At 64.4% G+C, this 17332-nt stretch carries 20 protein-coding genes, 1 other RNA gene and 1 pseudogene; 9 read left to right on the forward strand and 13 right to left on the reverse strand.

The features are described 5' to 3' along the window. The first annotated feature begins 316 nt into the window (after positions 1-316). On the forward strand, positions 317-940 hold the full coding sequence (locus tag J2X44_RS08745; RefSeq protein ID WP_310089124.1) for a PilZ domain-containing protein: 624 nt from the start codon (positions 317-319) through the stop codon (positions 938-940). Between the two features lie 6 nt (positions 941-946). Here J2X44_RS08745 and aguB read toward each other — a convergent pair whose 3' ends face one another. From aguB to J2X44_RS08760, 3 genes are all read right to left on the reverse strand, one after another. Beyond that, positions 947-1798, reverse strand: a complete 852-nt coding sequence (aguB, locus tag J2X44_RS08750) for an N-carbamoylputrescine amidase (protein ID WP_310089125.1) — start codon at positions 1796-1798, stop codon at positions 947-949. 7 nt (positions 1799-1805) lie between these two features. Then, positions 1806-2789: an agmatine deiminase family protein gene (locus J2X44_RS08755; RefSeq protein ID WP_310089126.1), complete on the reverse strand. Its 984-nt coding sequence runs from the start codon at positions 2787-2789 to the stop codon at positions 1806-1808. A gap of 129 nt (positions 2790-2918) precedes the next feature. Next, positions 2919-4604 (reverse strand): M28 family metallopeptidase, encoded by a 1686-nt coding sequence (locus tag J2X44_RS08760; RefSeq protein WP_310089127.1) that lies wholly within the window; start codon positions 4602-4604, stop codon positions 2919-2921. Between the two features lie 156 nt (positions 4605-4760). Between J2X44_RS08760 and J2X44_RS08765 the strand changes: the two genes are divergently transcribed. Beyond that, the gene (locus J2X44_RS08765) at positions 4761-6728 is read left to right on the forward strand and encodes a S9 family peptidase (RefSeq protein ID WP_310089128.1); all 1968 of its coding nucleotides are present in this window, start codon (positions 4761-4763) and stop codon (positions 6726-6728) included. A gap of 61 nt (positions 6729-6789) precedes the next feature. Here the strand turns inward: J2X44_RS08765 and rpsD are convergent, their stop codons facing one another. Beyond that, the gene (gene rpsD, locus J2X44_RS08770) at positions 6790-7401 is read right to left on the reverse strand and encodes a 30S ribosomal protein S4 (RefSeq protein WP_310089129.1); all 612 of its coding nucleotides are present in this window, start codon (positions 7399-7401) and stop codon (positions 6790-6792) included. A gap of 225 nt (positions 7402-7626) precedes the next feature. Here rpsD and J2X44_RS08775 point away from each other — a divergent pair, with 225 nt between their 5' ends. Next, positions 7627-7941 carry a chorismate mutase gene (locus tag J2X44_RS08775; protein ID WP_310089130.1) on the forward strand — a complete coding sequence of 105 codons (315 nt, stop codon included), beginning with the start codon at positions 7627-7629 and terminating at the stop codon, positions 7939-7941. A 9-nt stretch (positions 7942-7950) separates the two neighbouring features. Here the strand turns inward: J2X44_RS08775 and J2X44_RS08780 are convergent, their stop codons facing one another. The 8 genes and pseudogenes from J2X44_RS08780 to rpiB form a co-directional block, all read right to left on the reverse strand. Next, entirely contained in the window at positions 7951-8202 is a 252-nt protein-coding gene (locus J2X44_RS08780; protein WP_310089131.1) for a hypothetical protein, read from the reverse strand. 139 nt (positions 8203-8341) lie between these two features. Then, a complete protein-coding gene (locus J2X44_RS08785) occupies positions 8342-8581 on the reverse strand; it encodes a hypothetical protein (RefSeq protein ID WP_310089132.1) in 240 nt (79 codons plus the stop codon). 33 nt (positions 8582-8614) lie between these two features. Then, complete coding sequence (locus J2X44_RS08790; RefSeq protein WP_310089376.1) at positions 8615-9352, reverse strand: TrmH family RNA methyltransferase; 738 nt, start codon at positions 9350-9352, stop codon at positions 8615-8617. A gap of 204 nt (positions 9353-9556) precedes the next feature. Further along, positions 9557-9766, reverse strand: a pseudogene (locus tag J2X44_RS08795) (GIY-YIG nuclease family protein); the annotation flags it as partial. 77 nt (positions 9767-9843) lie between these two features. Further along, positions 9844-10308, reverse strand: coding sequence for a transcriptional regulator NrdR (nrdR, locus tag J2X44_RS08800; RefSeq protein WP_310089133.1), 465 nt, complete (start codon positions 10306-10308; stop codon positions 9844-9846). A gap of 3 nt (positions 10309-10311) precedes the next feature. Continuing rightward, a complete protein-coding gene (locus J2X44_RS08805; RefSeq protein WP_310089134.1) occupies positions 10312-10530 on the reverse strand; it encodes a hypothetical protein in 219 nt (72 codons plus the stop codon). Positions 10531-10535: 5 nt separating this feature from the next. Continuing rightward, positions 10536-11843 (reverse strand): serine hydroxymethyltransferase, encoded by a 1308-nt coding sequence (gene glyA, locus J2X44_RS08810; RefSeq protein ID WP_310089135.1) that lies wholly within the window; start codon positions 11841-11843, stop codon positions 10536-10538. Then, on the reverse strand, positions 11840-12292 hold the full coding sequence (gene rpiB, locus J2X44_RS08815) for a ribose 5-phosphate isomerase B (RefSeq protein ID WP_310089136.1): 453 nt from the start codon (positions 12290-12292) through the stop codon (positions 11840-11842). Before rpiB ends, glyA begins: the two co-directional genes overlap by 4 nt. Before the next feature lie 112 nt (positions 12293-12404). Here rpiB and J2X44_RS08820 point away from each other — a divergent pair, with 112 nt between their 5' ends. Continuing rightward, a complete protein-coding gene (locus J2X44_RS08820; RefSeq protein WP_310089137.1) occupies positions 12405-12569 on the forward strand; it encodes a hypothetical protein in 165 nt (54 codons plus the stop codon). Positions 12570-12682: 113 nt separating this feature from the next. On the opposite strand, the gene J2X44_RS08825 is transcribed toward J2X44_RS08820, so the two are convergent. Then, entirely contained in the window at positions 12683-13339 is a 657-nt protein-coding gene (locus J2X44_RS08825; RefSeq protein ID WP_137753710.1) for an alpha/beta hydrolase, read from the reverse strand. Positions 13340-13589: 250 nt separating this feature from the next. Here J2X44_RS08825 and J2X44_RS08830 point away from each other — a divergent pair, with 250 nt between their 5' ends. From J2X44_RS08830 to J2X44_RS08850, 5 genes are all read left to right on the forward strand, one after another. Next, positions 13590-14669 (forward strand): aminotransferase class V-fold PLP-dependent enzyme, encoded by a 1080-nt coding sequence (locus tag J2X44_RS08830; RefSeq protein WP_310089138.1) that lies wholly within the window; start codon positions 13590-13592, stop codon positions 14667-14669. Continuing rightward, positions 14666-15004, forward strand: a complete 339-nt coding sequence (locus J2X44_RS08835) for a 2Fe-2S iron-sulfur cluster-binding protein (protein WP_310089139.1) — start codon at positions 14666-14668, stop codon at positions 15002-15004. The genes J2X44_RS08830 and J2X44_RS08835 overlap by 4 nt, the downstream gene beginning before the upstream one ends. Before the next feature lie 89 nt (positions 15005-15093). Beyond that, an RNA gene (gene ffs / locus J2X44_RS08840) (signal recognition particle sRNA small type) lies at positions 15094-15191 on the forward strand. A 43-nt stretch (positions 15192-15234) separates the two neighbouring features. After that, positions 15235-16941 (forward strand): DNA polymerase III subunit gamma/tau, encoded by a 1707-nt coding sequence (locus J2X44_RS08845; RefSeq protein ID WP_405053355.1) that lies wholly within the window; start codon positions 15235-15237, stop codon positions 16939-16941. Beyond that, positions 16938-17273 carry a YbaB/EbfC family nucleoid-associated protein gene (locus J2X44_RS08850; RefSeq protein ID WP_310089140.1) on the forward strand — a complete coding sequence of 112 codons (336 nt, stop codon included), beginning with the start codon at positions 16938-16940 and terminating at the stop codon, positions 17271-17273. Before J2X44_RS08845 ends, J2X44_RS08850 begins: the two co-directional genes overlap by 4 nt. Positions 17274-17332: the final 59 nt, after the last annotated feature.

The following is a 17332-nucleotide window of genomic DNA, read 5'->3' on the forward strand; positions in this document are numbered from 1 at the left end:
CTTGTGGCCGGCATCGGCCGCCAATCAGGCCGCCCACGGGTTGACCGGCTGATGCCGCGATGAAATGCTTTCAAATTGGGTCTTAATGTCGCCGTTGCGGCACCGTTAAAATATGCAAAATACGAAGTTTATTCACGGTTAGCGATCAGGTTCGTCTGTAATCCGCCTTGCTTCGCTTATTGAGAGTTAACTATGACCAGCAATAACGTTGAATAATAATGACTTTTTTGATATTATCATGGGCCAGGATTGATGTTTGTCGCGATATGGATCGGGAACTGTCGTTCCCTGACGCTGCTTCGATAAGGTGGACGACATGAATCAGCATCGCTTCTCCCCTCCTGCCGACGAGCGGGATGCTGCCGTCGCCGATACCGATCGCCGCGGCGCAGATCGGTATCGCACCGTCTGGCGGATCGCAAAGGTCATGCGGAATGGTGACGCGGGCCTGTGGCGGGTCCGCAATATGTCCGATCGCGGCATGATGCTGGCCGCTGATGTGCCGATCAGCGTCGGCGAACGGCTTGAAATCGCGTTGTCGGATACGGTGACACTGATCGGGCATGTCGTCTGGTCGAAAGAGGGGCGCTGCGGCGTCGCCTTCGACAAAGAGGTCGATGTCGCCGACGTTCTGAAACAATTGGCAGCCGAACAGCGCGCCACCGGCTATCGCCAGCCGCGCCTGCCGGTGCATAGCCGGGCGCAGGCGGTGACCGACGAGGGCACCGGCAACATCGAGCTCGTCGATTTGTCACAGCATGGCGCGGGTTTCCTCCACGACGGCCATTTCGAGGTGGGCAAGGAACTCGATCTGATCCTCGCGGGCGGGGTCAAGCGGCGGGCGATCGTGCGCTGGTCGCGGGCGGGCCGCGGCGGCCTGTGGCTGACCCAGCCGCTCGATCGCGCCGATCTGGAAAGCATCCACCGCTTTCAGGGCTGAGCCGACTCAGATGTCTTCGACGAGCCGTCCGTACAGCTGGGGTCGGCGGTCGCGGAAAAAGCCCATCCCGGCGCGGTGCTTGGCCGCGCGGTCGAGATCGATCGTCGCGACCAGCACCCCGGTTTCGCTGGCGCCAAATTCCTGGGTCAAATCGCCCCATTCGTCGCTGATGAAGCTGTGGCCATAGAAATTGGCGCCGCCCTCGCTGCCGATGCGGTTGGCGGCGATCACCGGCATACAGTTCGACACCGCATGGCCCTGCATCGCACGGCGCCACATGCGGCTGGTGTCGAGGTCGGCGTCATAGGGCTCGCTGCCGATCGCGGTTGGGTAGAATAGCAGTTCGGCGCCCATCAACGCCATGGCGCGCGCGCATTCGGGATACCATTGGTCCCAGCACACCCCGACGCCGATCCGCGCCCCGAACACATCCCACACCTTGAAGCCGCTGTTGCCGGGGCGGAAATAATATTTCTCTTCATAACCCGGACCGTCGGGAATGTGGCTCTTGCGATAGGTGCCCATGATCGCACCATCGGGGCCGATCATCGCCAGCGTGTTGTAATAATGATGCCCCTCGCGCTCGAAAAAGCTGGTCGGGATCGCGACCTTCAGCTTGGCTGCGAGCGCCTGCATGGCGATGACACTGGGATGCTCGGCAGTCGGACGGGCGCTGGCGAACAAGGCCTCATCCTCGACCTGACAGAAATAGGGGCCCTCAAACAGTTCGGGCGGCAGGATGACCTGCGCGCCCTGCGCCGCCGCTTCCTCGACGAGCGCGGTGACCGCGTCGATGTTCGGCTGGACGGGGCCGGGCAGGGGCAGCTGCAACGCGGCGACAGTGATGGTGCGGGTCATCGTCGCGCTATGCCGGAAGCTGTTGGCTCGAACAATGGAAACTGCCGCCCCCGGCGATGATGCCGAGCGCCGGAACGCCGACGACGCGGCGGTCCGGGAACAGCGCGCCGAGTGCATCGACCGCGGCTTGGTCGTTCGCGACGCCATAGGTCGGCACGACGACGACGCTGTTGCCGATATAGAAGTTCATATAGCTCGCCGCCGCGATTTCGCCGCCCACCTCGACCCGCCCGGGCGAGGGCAGGTCGACGATCTCGACGCCGCCGAACGCCGCGGTGCGCGCACGGGCGTCGGCATAGACGTGCGCGTTGGGATCATCTGCGCCCGCCGCTACCGGCAGCGCCAGCCGCCCTTCGCCAACGAAACGCGCCAGATTATCGACATGACCGTCGGTATGGTCACCGACCAGCCCGTTGCCCAGCCACAGCAGCCGCTCGATGCCCAGCGACTGACGCAGCCGCTCCGCGATGTCCTCGCGCGTCAGGGTCGGGTTGCGATTGCTGTTGAGAAGACATTCTTCGGTGGTCACGCACAGCCCGCGACCATCAACGTCGATGCCGCCGCCTTCCAGCACCCAGTCGAGGTGCTGGGTCGGCATATCTGCGTGCGCGGCCAGGATCGCCCCGATTTCCCGGTCGCCGGGCATCACGAACTTGTTGCCCCACCAATTGAAGTCGAAATTGCGCGCCTCGCGCCTGGTGCCGGTGCCGACGATGATCGGGCCTGTGTCGCGCAGCCAGATATCGCCGAAGGGAACGACGAATAGCTGTACACCTTCATCGACGAGCGTCTCGGCAATGTCGGCGTTGGCATGATCACGCACAAGCAGATGCACCGTCTCGCCGCGCCCGCCGTCGTGAACGGCATTGGCAAAGGCGGCGACATCGCGCCGCGCGGCGTCGATCTGCCCCGACCATTCGTCGGTGAGGTGCGGAAAGCCGATCCACACCGCTTCGTGCGGCGCCCATTCGGCGGGCATGCGTAAGGTCATGCGTTTTCTCGTTCTAAAGCGGCCCCATATTCCGTTCGCCCTGAGCCTGTCGAAGGGCCGTTCTTTCTTTCAACGCAAAAGAAAAACGGAGCTTCGACAAGCTCAGCACAAACGGAAGGGAAGGGACCCTTACTTCGCGGCGCGCGACTTGTCGCGGGCGGCGCGGAATTCGTCGCCCTCCACCCAGTTCGGCCACGCGTCGGTCATCGCCAGCATCCGGCCCGCGGCGTAATAGAGGCGCAGGTCGGCCATCATACCGCCCCAGTTGGTGATTGCCTCATATTCGTCACCGGGCGCGTGATAGCGGTTCTTTTCATAGTCTTCGGACGCTTTCTGACCCGCCTCGACGCCGCCCTCGACCAGCTCGTCGCCGCTGCCGAAGTTGAACATCGGGACGCCCAGCTTGGCAAAGCTGAAGTGATCGGAGCGGTAGTAGAAGCCCTTTTCGGGGGTCGGTTCGGCCTTGACCGTGCGGCCCTCCATCTTGGCGAGTTTTTCGACATAGGCGTCGAGTTCGGATTTGCCGCCGCCGACGACCACGATGTCCTTTGCCGGGCCGACCGAGTTCAGCGCGTCCATATTCACCCCGCCGACGGTCTGCGACAGCGGGAACACCGGGTTTTCGGCATAAAATTTCGACCCGAGCAGCCCCGATTCCTCCGCGGTCACGGCCAGGAACACGATGCTGCGGTCGGGCGCGCCCGCCTTGTTGAACGCCTGCGCCAACGTGACCAGGCCCGCGATGCCGGTGGCATTGTCGACCGCGCCGTTGCAGATGTCGTCGCCATCGACCGGGCTGCAGCGGCCCAGATGGTCCCAATGCCCGGTATAAAGCACATATTCGTCGGGACGCTTCGCCCCCGGCAACACGCCGATAACGTTGCGCGACATCTTTTTGGCGATCTCGTTATCAAAACCGAAGTTGGCCTTCACGCCCGTCAGCGCGACGGGCTTGAACCCCTTCTTCTTCGCCGCATCGCGCAGGGCGTCGAAATCCTGCCCGGCGCTGGCGAACAACTCTTTCGCCTTGGGCAGCTGAATCCAGCCGTTGGCGACGGTCTGGCTGGCGCCGCCGTCCTTGCTTTCGGCCAGATATTGGGTGCCGGTGTTGCTCGATTCGACGACGTTCCAGCCATAGGCGGCGGGTTCGGTGTCGTGGACGATCAGCACCGCGGCCGCGCCCTGCCGCGCCGCTTCCTCATATTTATACGACCAGCGGCCATAATAGGTCATCGCGCGGCCGTTGAATTCGCCCTTGGCTTCGGCGGTCTGCCAGTCGGGATCGTTGACCAGAACGACGACGGTCTTGCCCTTCACATCCAGGCCAGCATAGTCGTTCCAGCCCTTTTCGGGGGCGTTGATGCCATATCCGACAAAGACGACGTCGCTGTCCTTGACCGCGGTGGTCGGCTGCACCCGGTAACTGAACGCGACATAATCCTTCGCATATTGCGCGGTGACCGGGGTCTTGCCGCCGGTGAAGGTCAGCGGCGTCGCGTTTTTCGCGGTAATCTCGACCAGCGGCACATCCTGCGTCCAGCTGCCGTTGTTGCCGGGTTTCAGCCCCGCTTCCTGATATTTCTTGATCAGATAAGCGACGGTCTTTTCCTCGCCCGGCGTGCCCGGTGCGCGGCCTTCATAGGCGTCGAGCGACAGCTCTTTCGTGATTTCCTGCAACGTCGCGAGCGACAGTTCGGGGATTTCGACGTCGGGGATGGCAGTGGCGGCGGGCGCGGCCGCTTTGTCCGACGCGTTGCACGCGGCAACGGTCAAAAGAACCGCGAGCGCGGCGGTCGTTCGGGGGAAACGAAGCATGGCATGTCCTTGGGCTTTGGCGTGTGATTGCGGGGTTGTGCCAGCCGGGCGCGGCGGGCGCAAGCATCGCTGCCACGCTGCAACTTTTCGTCCTTGGAAATCGCTGATCGGCGCTCTAGCAGAGGAAAACGGGGCCATAAAACAGGGGGATATCGGATGCGGGGTCGCTGGCTGGGCGTGCTGGGGTTTGGACTGGCCACGGGTTCGGCACCGGTCGTGGCGCAAGAGGACGAAGTGGCGCGGCGCTTTGGCACGCTGGCCGGCGTCACCCAGGTCAGCCTGTCGCCGGATGGCGCCAAATTGGCGTTCGTCGCCCCGAGCAAGGGGCAGGCGAACGATCTTTATGTCGTCGACATCGCCGACGGCGCGACGCCGCGCCGCATATTGCGCGCCAGCGGCGACCCCGAAATGCTGTCCTGGTGTCGCTGGGCGACCGACGCCCGGATCATCTGCCAGGTTGGCGGCCGGCAGAAATATGGAGACGATATTTACGGCTTCACGACCTTGGTTAGTGTGGACTCCGCGGGCGGCGACGTTCGGACGTTGAGCACGCGGCGCGGCGCCAATGCGCTCGGCATCGATCTGCGCGGTGGCAGCGTGATCGATTGGCAGCCCGGCCCCGCCGGCGCCGTACTGGTGATGCGAAGCCATGTTCGCGAGGCCAACCGCGAGTCGGCGTCGCTGATCGTCAAGGATGACGAGGGCATGGGAGTCGATCTGATGGACGCCACCAGCGGCGCAATCAAGGTCGTCGAAAAACCCCGCCGCGACGCCGTCGAATATATAACCGACGGCAAGGGCAAGGTCCGGATCATGGGGACGCAGGGCCAAAAGGGGCAAACTGGCTATGTCAGTGGCGTGATCCGCTATTTTTTCAAGCCGGGCCAGGGCGGTGACTGGCAAACCCTCTCTGCCGTCAATGTCCTGACCAACGAGGGGTTCGACCCCGTGACCGTCGACGCCGCCACCGACCGCGCCATCGGCTTTGCCAAAGTGGACGGCCGCTTGGCGGTCAGCGCGGTCCGGCTCGACGGTAGCGGACGCGGCGATATCCTGTTTCGGCATCCCGAGGTTGATGTCGATGGACTGGTCCGCGTTGGGCGCGAGCGCCGGGTGGTCGGGGCCACTTACGCCACCGATCGTCGCAAGATGGTGACCACCGACACCAAGGTGGCGGCGATGGCCGGTGCATTATCCAAAGCGCTCGCGGGGCGCGACGTCTATTTCCTCGACGCTTCGGCGGATGAGAGTCAGTGGCTGGTCTGGGCGGGGTCGGATGTCGATGCCGGCCGCTATTATCGCTACACCCCCGCCGCAAAACAACTCCGCCCGCTGCTTGAGGATCGTCCGATGCTCGCCGACCAGGCGCTGTCGCCGGTCAAGGCGATCCAGTATCCGGCGGCCGACGGCACGGTGATTCCAGGCTATCTGACGCTGCCGCCCGGGCGCACGACTGCGAAGGGTCTGCCCGCTATCGTCATGCCGCACGGCGGGCCGTCGTCGCGCGACGAATGGGGGTTCGACTGGCTTTCGCAATATTTCGCGGCGCGCGGTTTTGCGGTGGTCCAGCCCAATTATCGCGGCTCTTCGGGCTATGGCGATCAATGGTACCAAAACAATGGTTTTCAATCGTGGCGGACCGCAATCGGCGATGTCACCGATGCCGGTCGCTGGTTGATCAGGGAAGGGGCCGACCCGGCAAAACTATCGATCGTCGGCTGGTCCTATGGTGGCTATGCGGCATTGCAATCGGGGGTCGTCGCGCCCGACCTGTTCCGTTCGATCGTCGCGATCGCTCCGGTCACCGATCTCGCCGAGCTGAAGCTCGAAAGCGAAAAATATCGATCGGGATCGATCACCCGCGATTTCATTGGTTCGGGTCCGCATGTTCGCGAAGGGTCGCCGGCGCAGAATGCGGAAAAAATTGGCGTTCCGGTGCTGATGTTTCACGGCACACTTGATCAGAATGTCGATATCGAACAGGCTCGCATGATGAAACGGGCGCTGGCGGCGTCGGGAAAGACCGTCGAATTGGTAGAATATCCCGGGCTGGCGCACAGCTTGACCGACAGCGACGTGCGAACCGCGATGCTGGCGCGCATCACGACCTTTCTGGCGCGTTAAAACCAAAAAAGGGGCGGCCCGTTGTCGGCCCGCCCCTTTTTGAAGTTCGTGATCGAACCGATCAGCGCGAATAGAATTCGACGACCAGATTGGGCTCCATCTTCACCGGATAGGGCACTTCGTCGAGCGTCGGGACGCGGACATAGGTCGATTTGGTGCCGTCAACCGACAGATATTCGGGCAGGTCGCGTTCGGGCAGGCTCTGCGCTTCGGCGACCAGCGCCATTTCCTGTGCCTTTTTGCCCAGGGTGACTTCGTCGCCCGGCTTCACCAGGCGGCTGGCGATGTTGCACTTCACGCCATTCACATAGACGTGACCGTGGCTGACCAACTGACGCGCCGAAAAGATCGTCGGGGTGAATTTCGAGCGATAGACGACCGCGTCGAGGCGGCGTTCGAGCAGGCCGATCAGGTTCTGGCCGGTGTCGCCCTTCATCCGCGACGCTTCGAAATAGTTCTTCTTGAACTGCTTTTCGGTGATGTCGCCGTAATAGCCCTTCAGCTTCTGCTTCGCGCGCAGCTGGATGCCGAAATCCGACACCTTGCCCTTGCGGCGCTGGCCGTGCTGGCCGGGGCCATATTCGCGGCGGTTGACCGGGCTCTTGGGGCGACCCCAGATGTTCTCGCCCATCCGGCGGTCGAGTTTATACTTGGCGCTCTGGCGCTTCGACATATGTCGTCTCCAATATGCTGTGTGCCGAAGGATTTCGGCGTGTCCCGGGTCGCACCATATGGGTATCTCGACAGGCTCGACACCATATGCGACCGCTGCTTCACCGGGGTGCAGGGTCCATTGCGAAGGCGCGCGGTTAGACCGGGCCGGGGGCAAAGTCAAGCGCGGCAGGGCAGCGTGGACGCATCCTCGACAGCATCGCAAAAACCGCTAAAGGCAGCGCGCATGACCGCTGCCAAATCTCCCGAAACCTGCGAAACCATGATCGATGTGCGCGCCGGGGTCGATGACGTCGATCGCCAGCTTGTCGCGCTGCTCGTCCGGCGGTTCGGCTATATGGACGCCGCCGCGCGGATCAAGGAAGACCGCGCCGCGGTGCGCGACGAAGCGCGCAAGGCCGAAGTGCTTGACAATGTCGCGCGCGAAGCCGCGGCCGCCGGGCTGGCGCCCGAACGGCTGCGCGCGGTATGGAACGAACTGGTCGAACAATCGATCGCGTATGAGGCCGCCAAGTGGGACCAAATCCGCGCCGATCGCTGAGCGAATGGATTAGTTGGCGGCGCCGTCCGACGGCAAGGCGCCATCGGCGCGGGCCGCGTCGGGGACAGGCTTGGCTGGTTCGGCGACGATGCGGCAGACGCGCTTCGGCACCGTGCTGCCGGTGACTTCGACTTTTTGGCATACCTTCTTGGGTTTGGCGGGCTTTGCGGGTTTGCTGACGCCGGTGGTCGCCGCTGGTGCGGCGGTGGCCGCATCCAGCGATGCCGCCGACAGGCTGAGGGAGAGCAACAAAATCATCATGCGAATCAGACTCCTGAATAACATGGTGGCATAGGCGCCGATCGCGCGATGGCCAAGTATACTGGTGCACTGCACCATCGACGCTGCGGCTCACGGCGACCAAGAGGCGGAGTTGCGGCGCGGGGGGCGCCCGCGCCGCCTATTTTGCGGTCATCGGCCGCTTGTTGATCGATTCGGCTTGGCGGTCCCAGGCTTCCTGCGTGCGGCAATCGCGCTCGGCGAGGCGGCTACCCAGACGGCTGTCGGCGTCGGCGATCCGGCGGCAAATCAGCTTCGGTTTCGCCTTTCCGGGCTTGGCGGCGGCTTCTGTCGGCGGCGGGACTGCCGGCGCTTCGGCGATCGGCGTTGCAAGCGCCAACGAAATCAACAGGGAAAGCATGGATCACGGCACTCCAGAGAGGGGAGCCGCCTGCTATCGTGGTCGCGGCGCTCTGCCAAGACTGGTGATGACCCCGTGCATCATCCTGATATCATTGTGCGACCACCCGGTCTTGGTCAGGGCGGTGCGCAGGGTGCGCAGCGTCGCCTCCGTCCGTTCCGGCGGCACGAAATAGCCGCTGGCGTCCAGATCGCGAACCAGATGCTGGATCAGTTCCTCCAGTTCAGCGTGCGGGGCGACGGGATCGAGCGGCACCTCCGGCGGGCTGGCCAGCGCTACACCGCCCTCGGCTTCGCTCGGCGCGTGTTTCGACCATTCATAGGCGAGCAGGATCACCGCCTGCGCCAGATTGAGCGACGCGAATTTGGGGTTGATCGGCACCGTGACGATGGCATGCGCCAGCGCGACATCGTCAGTATCGAGCCCCGATCGTTCGGCGCCAAAGACATAGGCCGAACGGCCCGCGCTGGCGTGGACTGCCTGCGCCGCGGCTTCGGGGGTCAGCACCGGCTTGGCGACGCCGCGCTTGCGCACCGTGGTGGCATAGATGGTGGTGCAATCGGCCACCGCCTCGGCAAGGCTGGCAAACACCTGCGCCTCTGCCAGCACAATGTCGGCACCTGCCGCCGCCGGACCCGCGTCAGGATTGGGCCAGCCGTCGCGCGGGGCGACCAGGCGCAATTCGGTCAGCCCGAAATTGAGCATCGCGCGCGCCGCCTTGCCGATATTTTCGCCAAGCTGCGGGCGGACGAGGATGATGACGGGGGGCAAGATTGTAGTCCTTCGAGACGCGCCTTCGCCGGGGCTCAGTCGCTCCTCAGGACGAACGGGGTTTGTCTGCGTCCGTTCGTCCTGAGGAGAGGCAGAGACTGAGCTTGGCGAAGGCTCTGCCTCGTTTCGAAGGATTTTCGCGCGGCTGGCGAGCCTTTGGATTGCGGGCCAGTCATCGCGTATCAGCGCTTCCTTTTTGGCGCGCGACCATCCCTTTATCTGCCGCTCAGCTTCAAGGGCTTCCGCGCGTGTCGAAAACTCAGCGCGCCAGACAAGTTCTACGGGCCGCCGCGTCGCGGTATAGCCGGGTATCTCCCCGGACTGATGCTGCCCGAACCTGAACTCGAGTTGATCTGTATGGCCGATATAGTAGCTGCCATCCCGGCAGCGCAGCATGTAAGTCCAGAATGTCATAGGCCGTCTGCTTCTACGGTTCTCGCTGCGCTCGAAATAGTCCCTCGTCTTCGCTCGGGAAATCGGAGAAGAAATGTCTAACTCTTATGCGCCGCTTCGGTCACCGACGACGCAAATTCTTCGAAATCCTTGGCTTCGGTGAATTCGCGGTAGACGCTGGCAAAGCGGATATAGGCGACACTGTCGAAGCCTTTCAGCGCTTCCATCACCATCGCGCCGATCTGCGCCGCCTGGACTTCGCTGTCGCCTGACGTTTCGAGCTGGCGCTGGATTCCGGACACCAGCCGTTCGATCCGCGCCCCGTCGATCGGGCGCTTGCGGCACGCGATCTGGATGCTGCGCATCAGTTTCTCGCGATCGAACGGCTCGCGGCGGCCATCGGCCTTGAGCACGCCGACTTCGCGCAGCTGAATACGCTCGAACGTCGTGAAGCGCGCGCCGCAATCCTCGCACTGGCGGCGGCGGCGAATCGCGGCGCCGTCCTCGGTTGGGCGGCTGTCCTTCACCTGGCTGTTTTCATGGCCGCAATAGGGGCAACGCATGGTCTAGCGACGCACCCGCATCAGCAGCGCAATCGCGGCGCCAGCGAACAGCCCGACCGGCCAGGTTATCGCGTCAAGCAGCAACCCGATGAACCCGCCGATGACGCCGCCGACCAGCACCGGGCGGGTCGACGGATGCGCGATGCCCTGCTTGGCCATCGCCTTGACCTCTTCGATCGTCAGCTCGGCCAGCGTCGGTTCCTCGGGATGTTGCCGCGCCATCGTGCTTATCCCTGATAGATCGGGAAGCGTTCGCACAGCGCGCGCACGCGGCCGCGCACATTGGCTTCGACATCGGCGTCGCCATGCTCGCCCTTGTCGCGCAGCGCTTCAAGCACATCGGCCACCATGTCGCCGATGTCCTCGAACTCGGCGACGCCGAAGCCGCGCGTCGTGCCTGCGGGCGAACCGACGCGGATGCCGCTGGTCTTGACCGGCGGCAGCGGATCGAACGGCACGCCATTCTTGTTGCAGGTGATCGCGCTGCGCTCCAGCGCCTCGTCGGCGTCGCGGCCGGTGATGCCCAGCGGGCGCAGGTCGACCAGCGCGAGGTGGGTATCGGTGCCGCCCGCGACGATGTCCGCGCCGCGTGCCTTCAACCGGGCCGCCAGCGCCTGCGCATTGGCGACGGTGGCCTTGGCATAATCCTTGAAATCGGGGCGCAGCGCTTCGCCGAACGCGACCGCTTTGGCGGCGATGACATGCATCAGCGGGCCGCCTTGCAGCCCAGGGAACACCGCCGAATTGATCCGCTTTGCGATCGCTTCGTCGTTGGTCAGGATCATGCCGCCGCGCGGGCCGCGGAGCGTCTTGTGCGTCGTCGTGGTGACGACATGCGCGTGCGGGAGCGGCGAGGGATGGACACCGCCTGCGACAAGGCCTGCAAAATGCGCCATGTCGACCATCAGCAGCGCGCCGACATCGTCGGCAATCTTGCGGAAGCGGGCAAAATCGAGCGTGCGCGGATAGGCCGAACCGCCCGCGATGATCAGGGCAGGGCGATGTTCCTTCGCCAGCGCCTCGACCCGATCGAAATCGACCAGATGGTCGTCGGCGCGCACGCCATATTGCACCGCGTTGAACCATTTGCCCGACATCGCGGGCGGTGCGCCGTGGGTCAGGTGGCCACCGGCGTCGAGACTCATCCCCAGGATCGTTGCGCCCGGCTTGGTCAGCGCGAGCATCACCGCGCCATTGGCCTGCGCCCCCGAATGCGGCTGGACATTGGCATAGCCGCAATCGAACAGCTGCTTCGCGCGGTCGATCGCGAGGGTTTCGACCTCGTCCGACGGGGCGCAGCCCTGATAGTAACGGCGGCCGGGATAGCCTTCGGCATATTTGTTGGTGAACACCGAGCCTTGCGCTTCGAGCACCGCTTTCGACACGATATTTTCGCTGGCGATCAGTTCGATCTGATATTGCTCGCGTTCAAGTTCATGCTTCATCGCCGCCGCGACCGCAGGATCGACCGTGCCGACGCCGTCGGTGAAATAGCCTGCCGATTTGATGGGCTTGTTCAGCGTGTCGGTGGTCATCGGCTGGTCTCCAGTTGAGGCGGATTAGATAGTTTGTCGACGCGGCGCGCGTGGCGGTCACCGGCGAATTCGGTGGTCAGGAACGCGGTCAGGCACGCCTTGGCCATATCGATGCCGGTCAGCCGGGCGCCCATCGCAATGACATTTGCGTCATTATGCTCGCGCGCCAGCTTGGCCGATAGCGGCTCGGACACCAAGGCGCAGCGCGCCGCCGGGTTGCGGTTGACCGAGATCGAGATGCCGATCCCCGACCCGCACAGCGCCACGCCGCGGTCGGCGCGGCCTGCGGCCATCGCTTCGCCCAGCGCATAGCCATAATCGGGGTAATCGACGCTGTCAGGGCCGTTGGTGCCCAGATCCTCCACCGCATGGCCTTCGCCGCGCAGCCAGTCGGCGAGCAGCGCCTTCAGCTCATAAGCGGCATGGTCAGAGGCAATCGCAATGCGCATCGGCGCGGCTCCCGCTTTGGACAAGGAATCGATGAGCGCGCTTTAGGCGAAGCCGCACGGATTGGCCATAAGCGAGGTGGCAAATTTGTGACGCGGCCGATAAAGCCGCATCATGTCCGACACTGTCATATCCGTGCTGATGCTCACCGGGGTCGTGCTGACCGGCGGCGCAGCCTATGTCTTTCGCCAGGGCGACCGCCGCCGCGCGCTGCTGATGCTGGTCGCGGCGCTGGTGATGTTCGCCAATGTCGCGATCTGGCTGGTGCCGGTGAAGTAAGCTGCACCAATCGCTCGTCATTGCGAGCGACGCGAAGCAATCCAGAGTGGCGCAGAACCGCCCCTGGATTGCCGCGTCGCCTTCGGCTCCTCGCAATGACGAGGCGAATTGAATCAGCGGATCGGCGAATCGGGGGCCAGCCGCATATCCAGATAATTGTCGAGCGACTTCATCAGCTGGTCGAGCTCATGCTCGAAGAAGTGATTGGCGCGCGGGATTTCGTCGTGATGGATCGTAATGCCTTTTTGCGTGCGCAGCTTGTCGACCAGCTTTTGCACCGCGACCGGCGGAACGATTTCGTCCTGGCCGCCCGCGACGATGATGCCCGACGATGGGCAGGGGGCAAGGAAGCTGAAGTCGTACATGTTGGCCGGCGGCGCGACCGACAGGAAGCCGCGGATTTCGGGGCGGCGCATCAGCAATTGCATGCCGATCCACGCACCAAAGCTGAAACCCGCGATCCACGTCGTCTGCGCTTCGGGATGGATCGACTGGACCCAGTCGAGCGCCGAAGCGGCATCGCTCAGCTCGCCGATGCCATTGTCGAACGTCCCCTGGCTGCGGCCGACGCCGCGAAAGTTGAAGCGCAGCACGGCAAAGCCGCGCGCGACGAAGCTCTTGTACATCGCCTGGGTGATGCGGTCGTTCATCGTGCCGCCTCCCTGCGGGTGCGGATGCAGGATCAGCGCAACCGGCGCGCGCGGGCGCGGCGGCGGCGAGAAACGGCCTTCGATACGGCCCTCGGGGCCGGGGAAAATCACGTCGGGCATGGAAGCACCTCTTGTCTTTTGCGGCTGACCGCCGAATCGCCGGGCTGGCAGGGTGGCGGAGCGAAGATGGCGCCTATACAGAAACAGCGTTGCAACATGCAACTTTTGCGAATTGCTCGCAATAAGGGCTCTCGAGCCACCCTCCAGTTTCCGTTCGTGTCGAGCGAAGTCGAGACACGCGAAGGCGTGCGCGACCCAACGTGTCTCGACTGCGCTCGACACGCGCGGGATAAGGGGGCAGATGCCGCGCATGATCTACCTCGATTACCAGGCCACGACGCCGCTCGCCCCCGAAGCGCGCGAGGCGATGATGCGCTGGCTTGACGATGACGGCTTTGCCAACCCATCGAGCACCCACAAGGCCGGGCGCGCCGCCGCCGCCGCGGTTGAGGTCGCGCGCGATCAGGTCGCGGCGCTACTCCCTGAAAATGGCCGCGTCTTTTTCACCTCCGGCGCTACCGAGGCGCTCAACTGGGCGTTGCTGCGCGGCGCCGAGATCATGCCGGGCGGTGTCGCGGGGCTGAGCATCGAACATGCCGCGTCGCTGCAATGCCTCGAACGGCTTCACGCCGCGATCCTGCCGGTCGATGCCGACGGCGTCGCGTTGCCGCCCGACGACGCGCTGATCCCCGATACCGGCATCGTCGCCGCAATGCTGGTGAACAATGAGGTCGGCACGATCCAGCCGGTCGCCGAACTTGCCGCCGCCGCCCATGCGAAGAACAGCCTGCTGCTCTGCGATGCGGTGCAGGGCTATGGCCGCGTCGCGATCCCCGACGGCGCCGACCTGATCGCCATCTCGGCGCACAAGGTTCACGGGCCCAAGGGCATCGGCGCGCTGTGGATTAAGGACGGGGTCGACCTGCCGCCGCTGATGTTCGGCGGCGCACAGGAACAGGGGATGCGATCGGGCACCGTGTCGCCCGCGCTGTGCGCCGGCTTCGGCGCCGCTGCGGCGCTGGCCGCCGAGCGACAGGATGAGGACGCGGCGCATGTCGAGCGGCTATGGTCGCTGGCGCGCGACATGCTGCCCGAATGGACGCTCAACGGCGATGCCGACGCGCGCTATCACGGCAACCTCAACATGCGGCGCGAGGGCGTCAGCGGCCTCCGCCTGATGTCCGACGCGCGCAATGTCGCCTTCTCGCTCGGCAGTGCGTGCGGCAGCGGGTCGGGCAAGGTCAGCCATGTGCTGCGCGCGATGGGGATCGGCGAGGCCGACGCGCGCGCCTCGATCCGCCTTGGCTGGGGGCGCTACACGTCGGAACAGGAATTGCGCGACGGCCTGACCGTGATCAAGGACGCCGCGCGGTTGCAAGGGGTTACTTGATGCGCGTCACTTTCATCCACGCCGATGGCAAAGAGCGCACCGAGGCAGAGGCGGAACCCGGCAGCATCCTGCTTGACGTCGCGCAGGCGCATCTGATGCCGCTGGAGGGGACGTGCGAGGGCCAAATGGCCTGCTCAACCTGCCATGTCATCGTCGCCAAAGAGGATTTTGACTGCCTGCCGCCCGCCAGCGAGATGGAGGAGGACATGCTCGACCTGGCCACGGGGGTGCGCCGGACCAGCCGTCTCGCGTGCCAGATTTTGCTGACCGAGGCGATGGACGGGCTGACGGTGCATATTCCGGGGGAAAGTCGCAATATGCAGGGGCCGCGGTGAACCCAACCCTTGTCATCCCGGCCTTCGCCGGGATGACAATTGAAGAGGCAACACAACTTGCATTTCCGCTCATCCCCCGCCATATGCGCCGCGGAAGTCGGGCGGACGTGGTCTTCGCCAACCCGGTCAGGTCCGGAAGGAAGCAGCCGCAACGAATTCGCCGCGGGTCGTTCCGGCTTCCACCAATTTCCCCCTTCGACAAGATCGCGCGCCGTCCCTAAGACGATGCCATGAGCGATTCCGCCGACGACGAACCGACGATGCTGGGGATGGACCTGCCCGAGGTGAAGCCGCAGGCTTCCAGCGGCCCGTACCGCGTTCTCGCCCGCAAATATCGCCCGCAAACCTTTGCCGAACTGATCGGGCAGGATGCGATGGTGCGCACCCTGGGCAATGCGATCGCGCGCGACCGGCTGGCGCATGCCTTTCTGATGACCGGGGTTCGCGGGGTTGGCAAGACGTCGACCGCGCGCCTGATTGCCAAGGCGCTCAATTGCATCGGCGCCGACGGGCAGGGCGGGCCGACGATCGACCCGTGCGGGGTGTGCGAGCCGTGCCGCGCGATCACCGAGGGTCGTCATATCGATGTGATCGAGATGGACGCCGCGTCGAACACCGGCGTCGACGATGTGCGCGAGATTATCGAGGCGGTGCGCTATGCCGCGGTGTCGGCGCGCTACAAGATCTATATCATCGACGAAGTGCATATGTTGTCGCGTAACGCCTTCAATGCGCTCTTGAAAACGCTCGAAGAACCGCCGCCGCATGTCAAATTCCTGTTCGCGACCACCGAAGTGAACAAGGTGCCGGTGACCGTGCTGTCGCGCTGCCAGCGGTTCGATTTGCGCCGCATCACCCCCGACATGCTGTTCGCCCATTTCAGCGCAATCCTGCAAAAGGAAGGCGTCGAGGCCGAGGCACCCGCGATCTGGCTGATCGCCAATGCGGCCGAAGGGTCGGTGCGCGACGGACTCTCGATCCTCGATCAGGCGATCGCGCATGCCGATCTCGACGGGGGCGGCATGATCAGCGCGGCGCAGGTGCGCGTGATGCTGGGCCTGTCGGACCGGACGTCGATCGCCCAGCTGATGGCGTCGATCCTGGAAGGGGATAGCGGCGCTGCCATCGATCTCGCCCGCGCGCAATATGCGCTGGGGATCGAGCCGGTGGCGATGGTGCGCGGGTTGATGGACCTGACCCACGCGGTGACGCTTGCGAAAGTGTCACGCCACGACGATCCCGCGCTGGCCGAGGCTGACCGCGAACGTATCGGTGACTGGGCGCAAAAGTTGGGCTTCGCGCCGCTGAACCGGCTGTGGCAGCTGCTGCTCAAGGGGCATGACGAGGTGCTGCGCGCCAACAATCCGCTCGAGCATCTGGAAATGCTGCTGCTGCGGGTGATTTATGCCGCGGCAATGCCCGATCCCGGCGAATTGGCGAAGCTGCTGGAATCGGGGCGGCTGCCGACGATGCCGCTGGCGGCGCCCGCGGCCGCGACGGGCTCGGAGACCGCGGTCGCAGCGCCGGTTGCCGAGGCCGCACCAGCGGCGGATGTCCCCGCAATGTCGTTGACGATCGCGCAAATCCACCAGTTGCTCGAAAGCAGTGGCAATCATCGCCTCGCCGTGCAGGTGCACGATCATTTGCGGGTCGTTGAACTTGAACCAGGGCAGCTGGTTTTCGCCGCCGTCCCGGCGCTGTCGCCAGCGTTTCCGCGCGACCTTGGCGACGCGCTGCTCGCTGCCACCGGCAGCCGCTGGCATGTTCGCGCCGGAGAGGGGGAGGCCCGGCCCAGCCTGGGCGAGGTGCGCGCCGCGACCGCTGCGGACAATGACGCGCGGATTCGTGAACTGCCGGTGGTGAAGGCCGCACTGGCGGCTTTTCCCGACGCCAGCCTTGAAGACCCCGCCGACAATCGCCATAAGTCCAATCCATGAAATCGATCGAAGAAATGATGAAGGCGGCGCAGGAAGCCGCCGCCACGGTGCAGGCCCAGATGCAGGAGGCGCAGGCGAAGCTCGATAGTGTCGAGGTCGAGGGCGTGTCAGGTGGCGGTCTGGTGCGGATTTTGGCCAGCGCCAAGGGCCGGATCAAGTCGATCAGCATCGACGACAGCCTGATCGTGCCTTCGGACAAGCAGATGCTCGAAGATTTGCTCGCCGCTGCGTTCAACGACGCGCGTGAAAAGGCCGACCGGGTCAGCAACGAGGAAATGGGCAAGATGACCAGCGGCCTGCCGCTGCCCCCGGGCTTCAAGCTGCCGTTTTAAGCAACACCGTCGCCCCCGTTCGCCCTGAGGAGCCATGGAGCTTGTCGAAATGGCGTCTC

Origin of the sequence: Sphingopyxis sp. BE259, assembly GCF_031457495.1 — a bacterium.
Classification (GTDB): Bacteria; Pseudomonadota; Alphaproteobacteria; order Sphingomonadales; family Sphingomonadaceae; genus Sphingopyxis.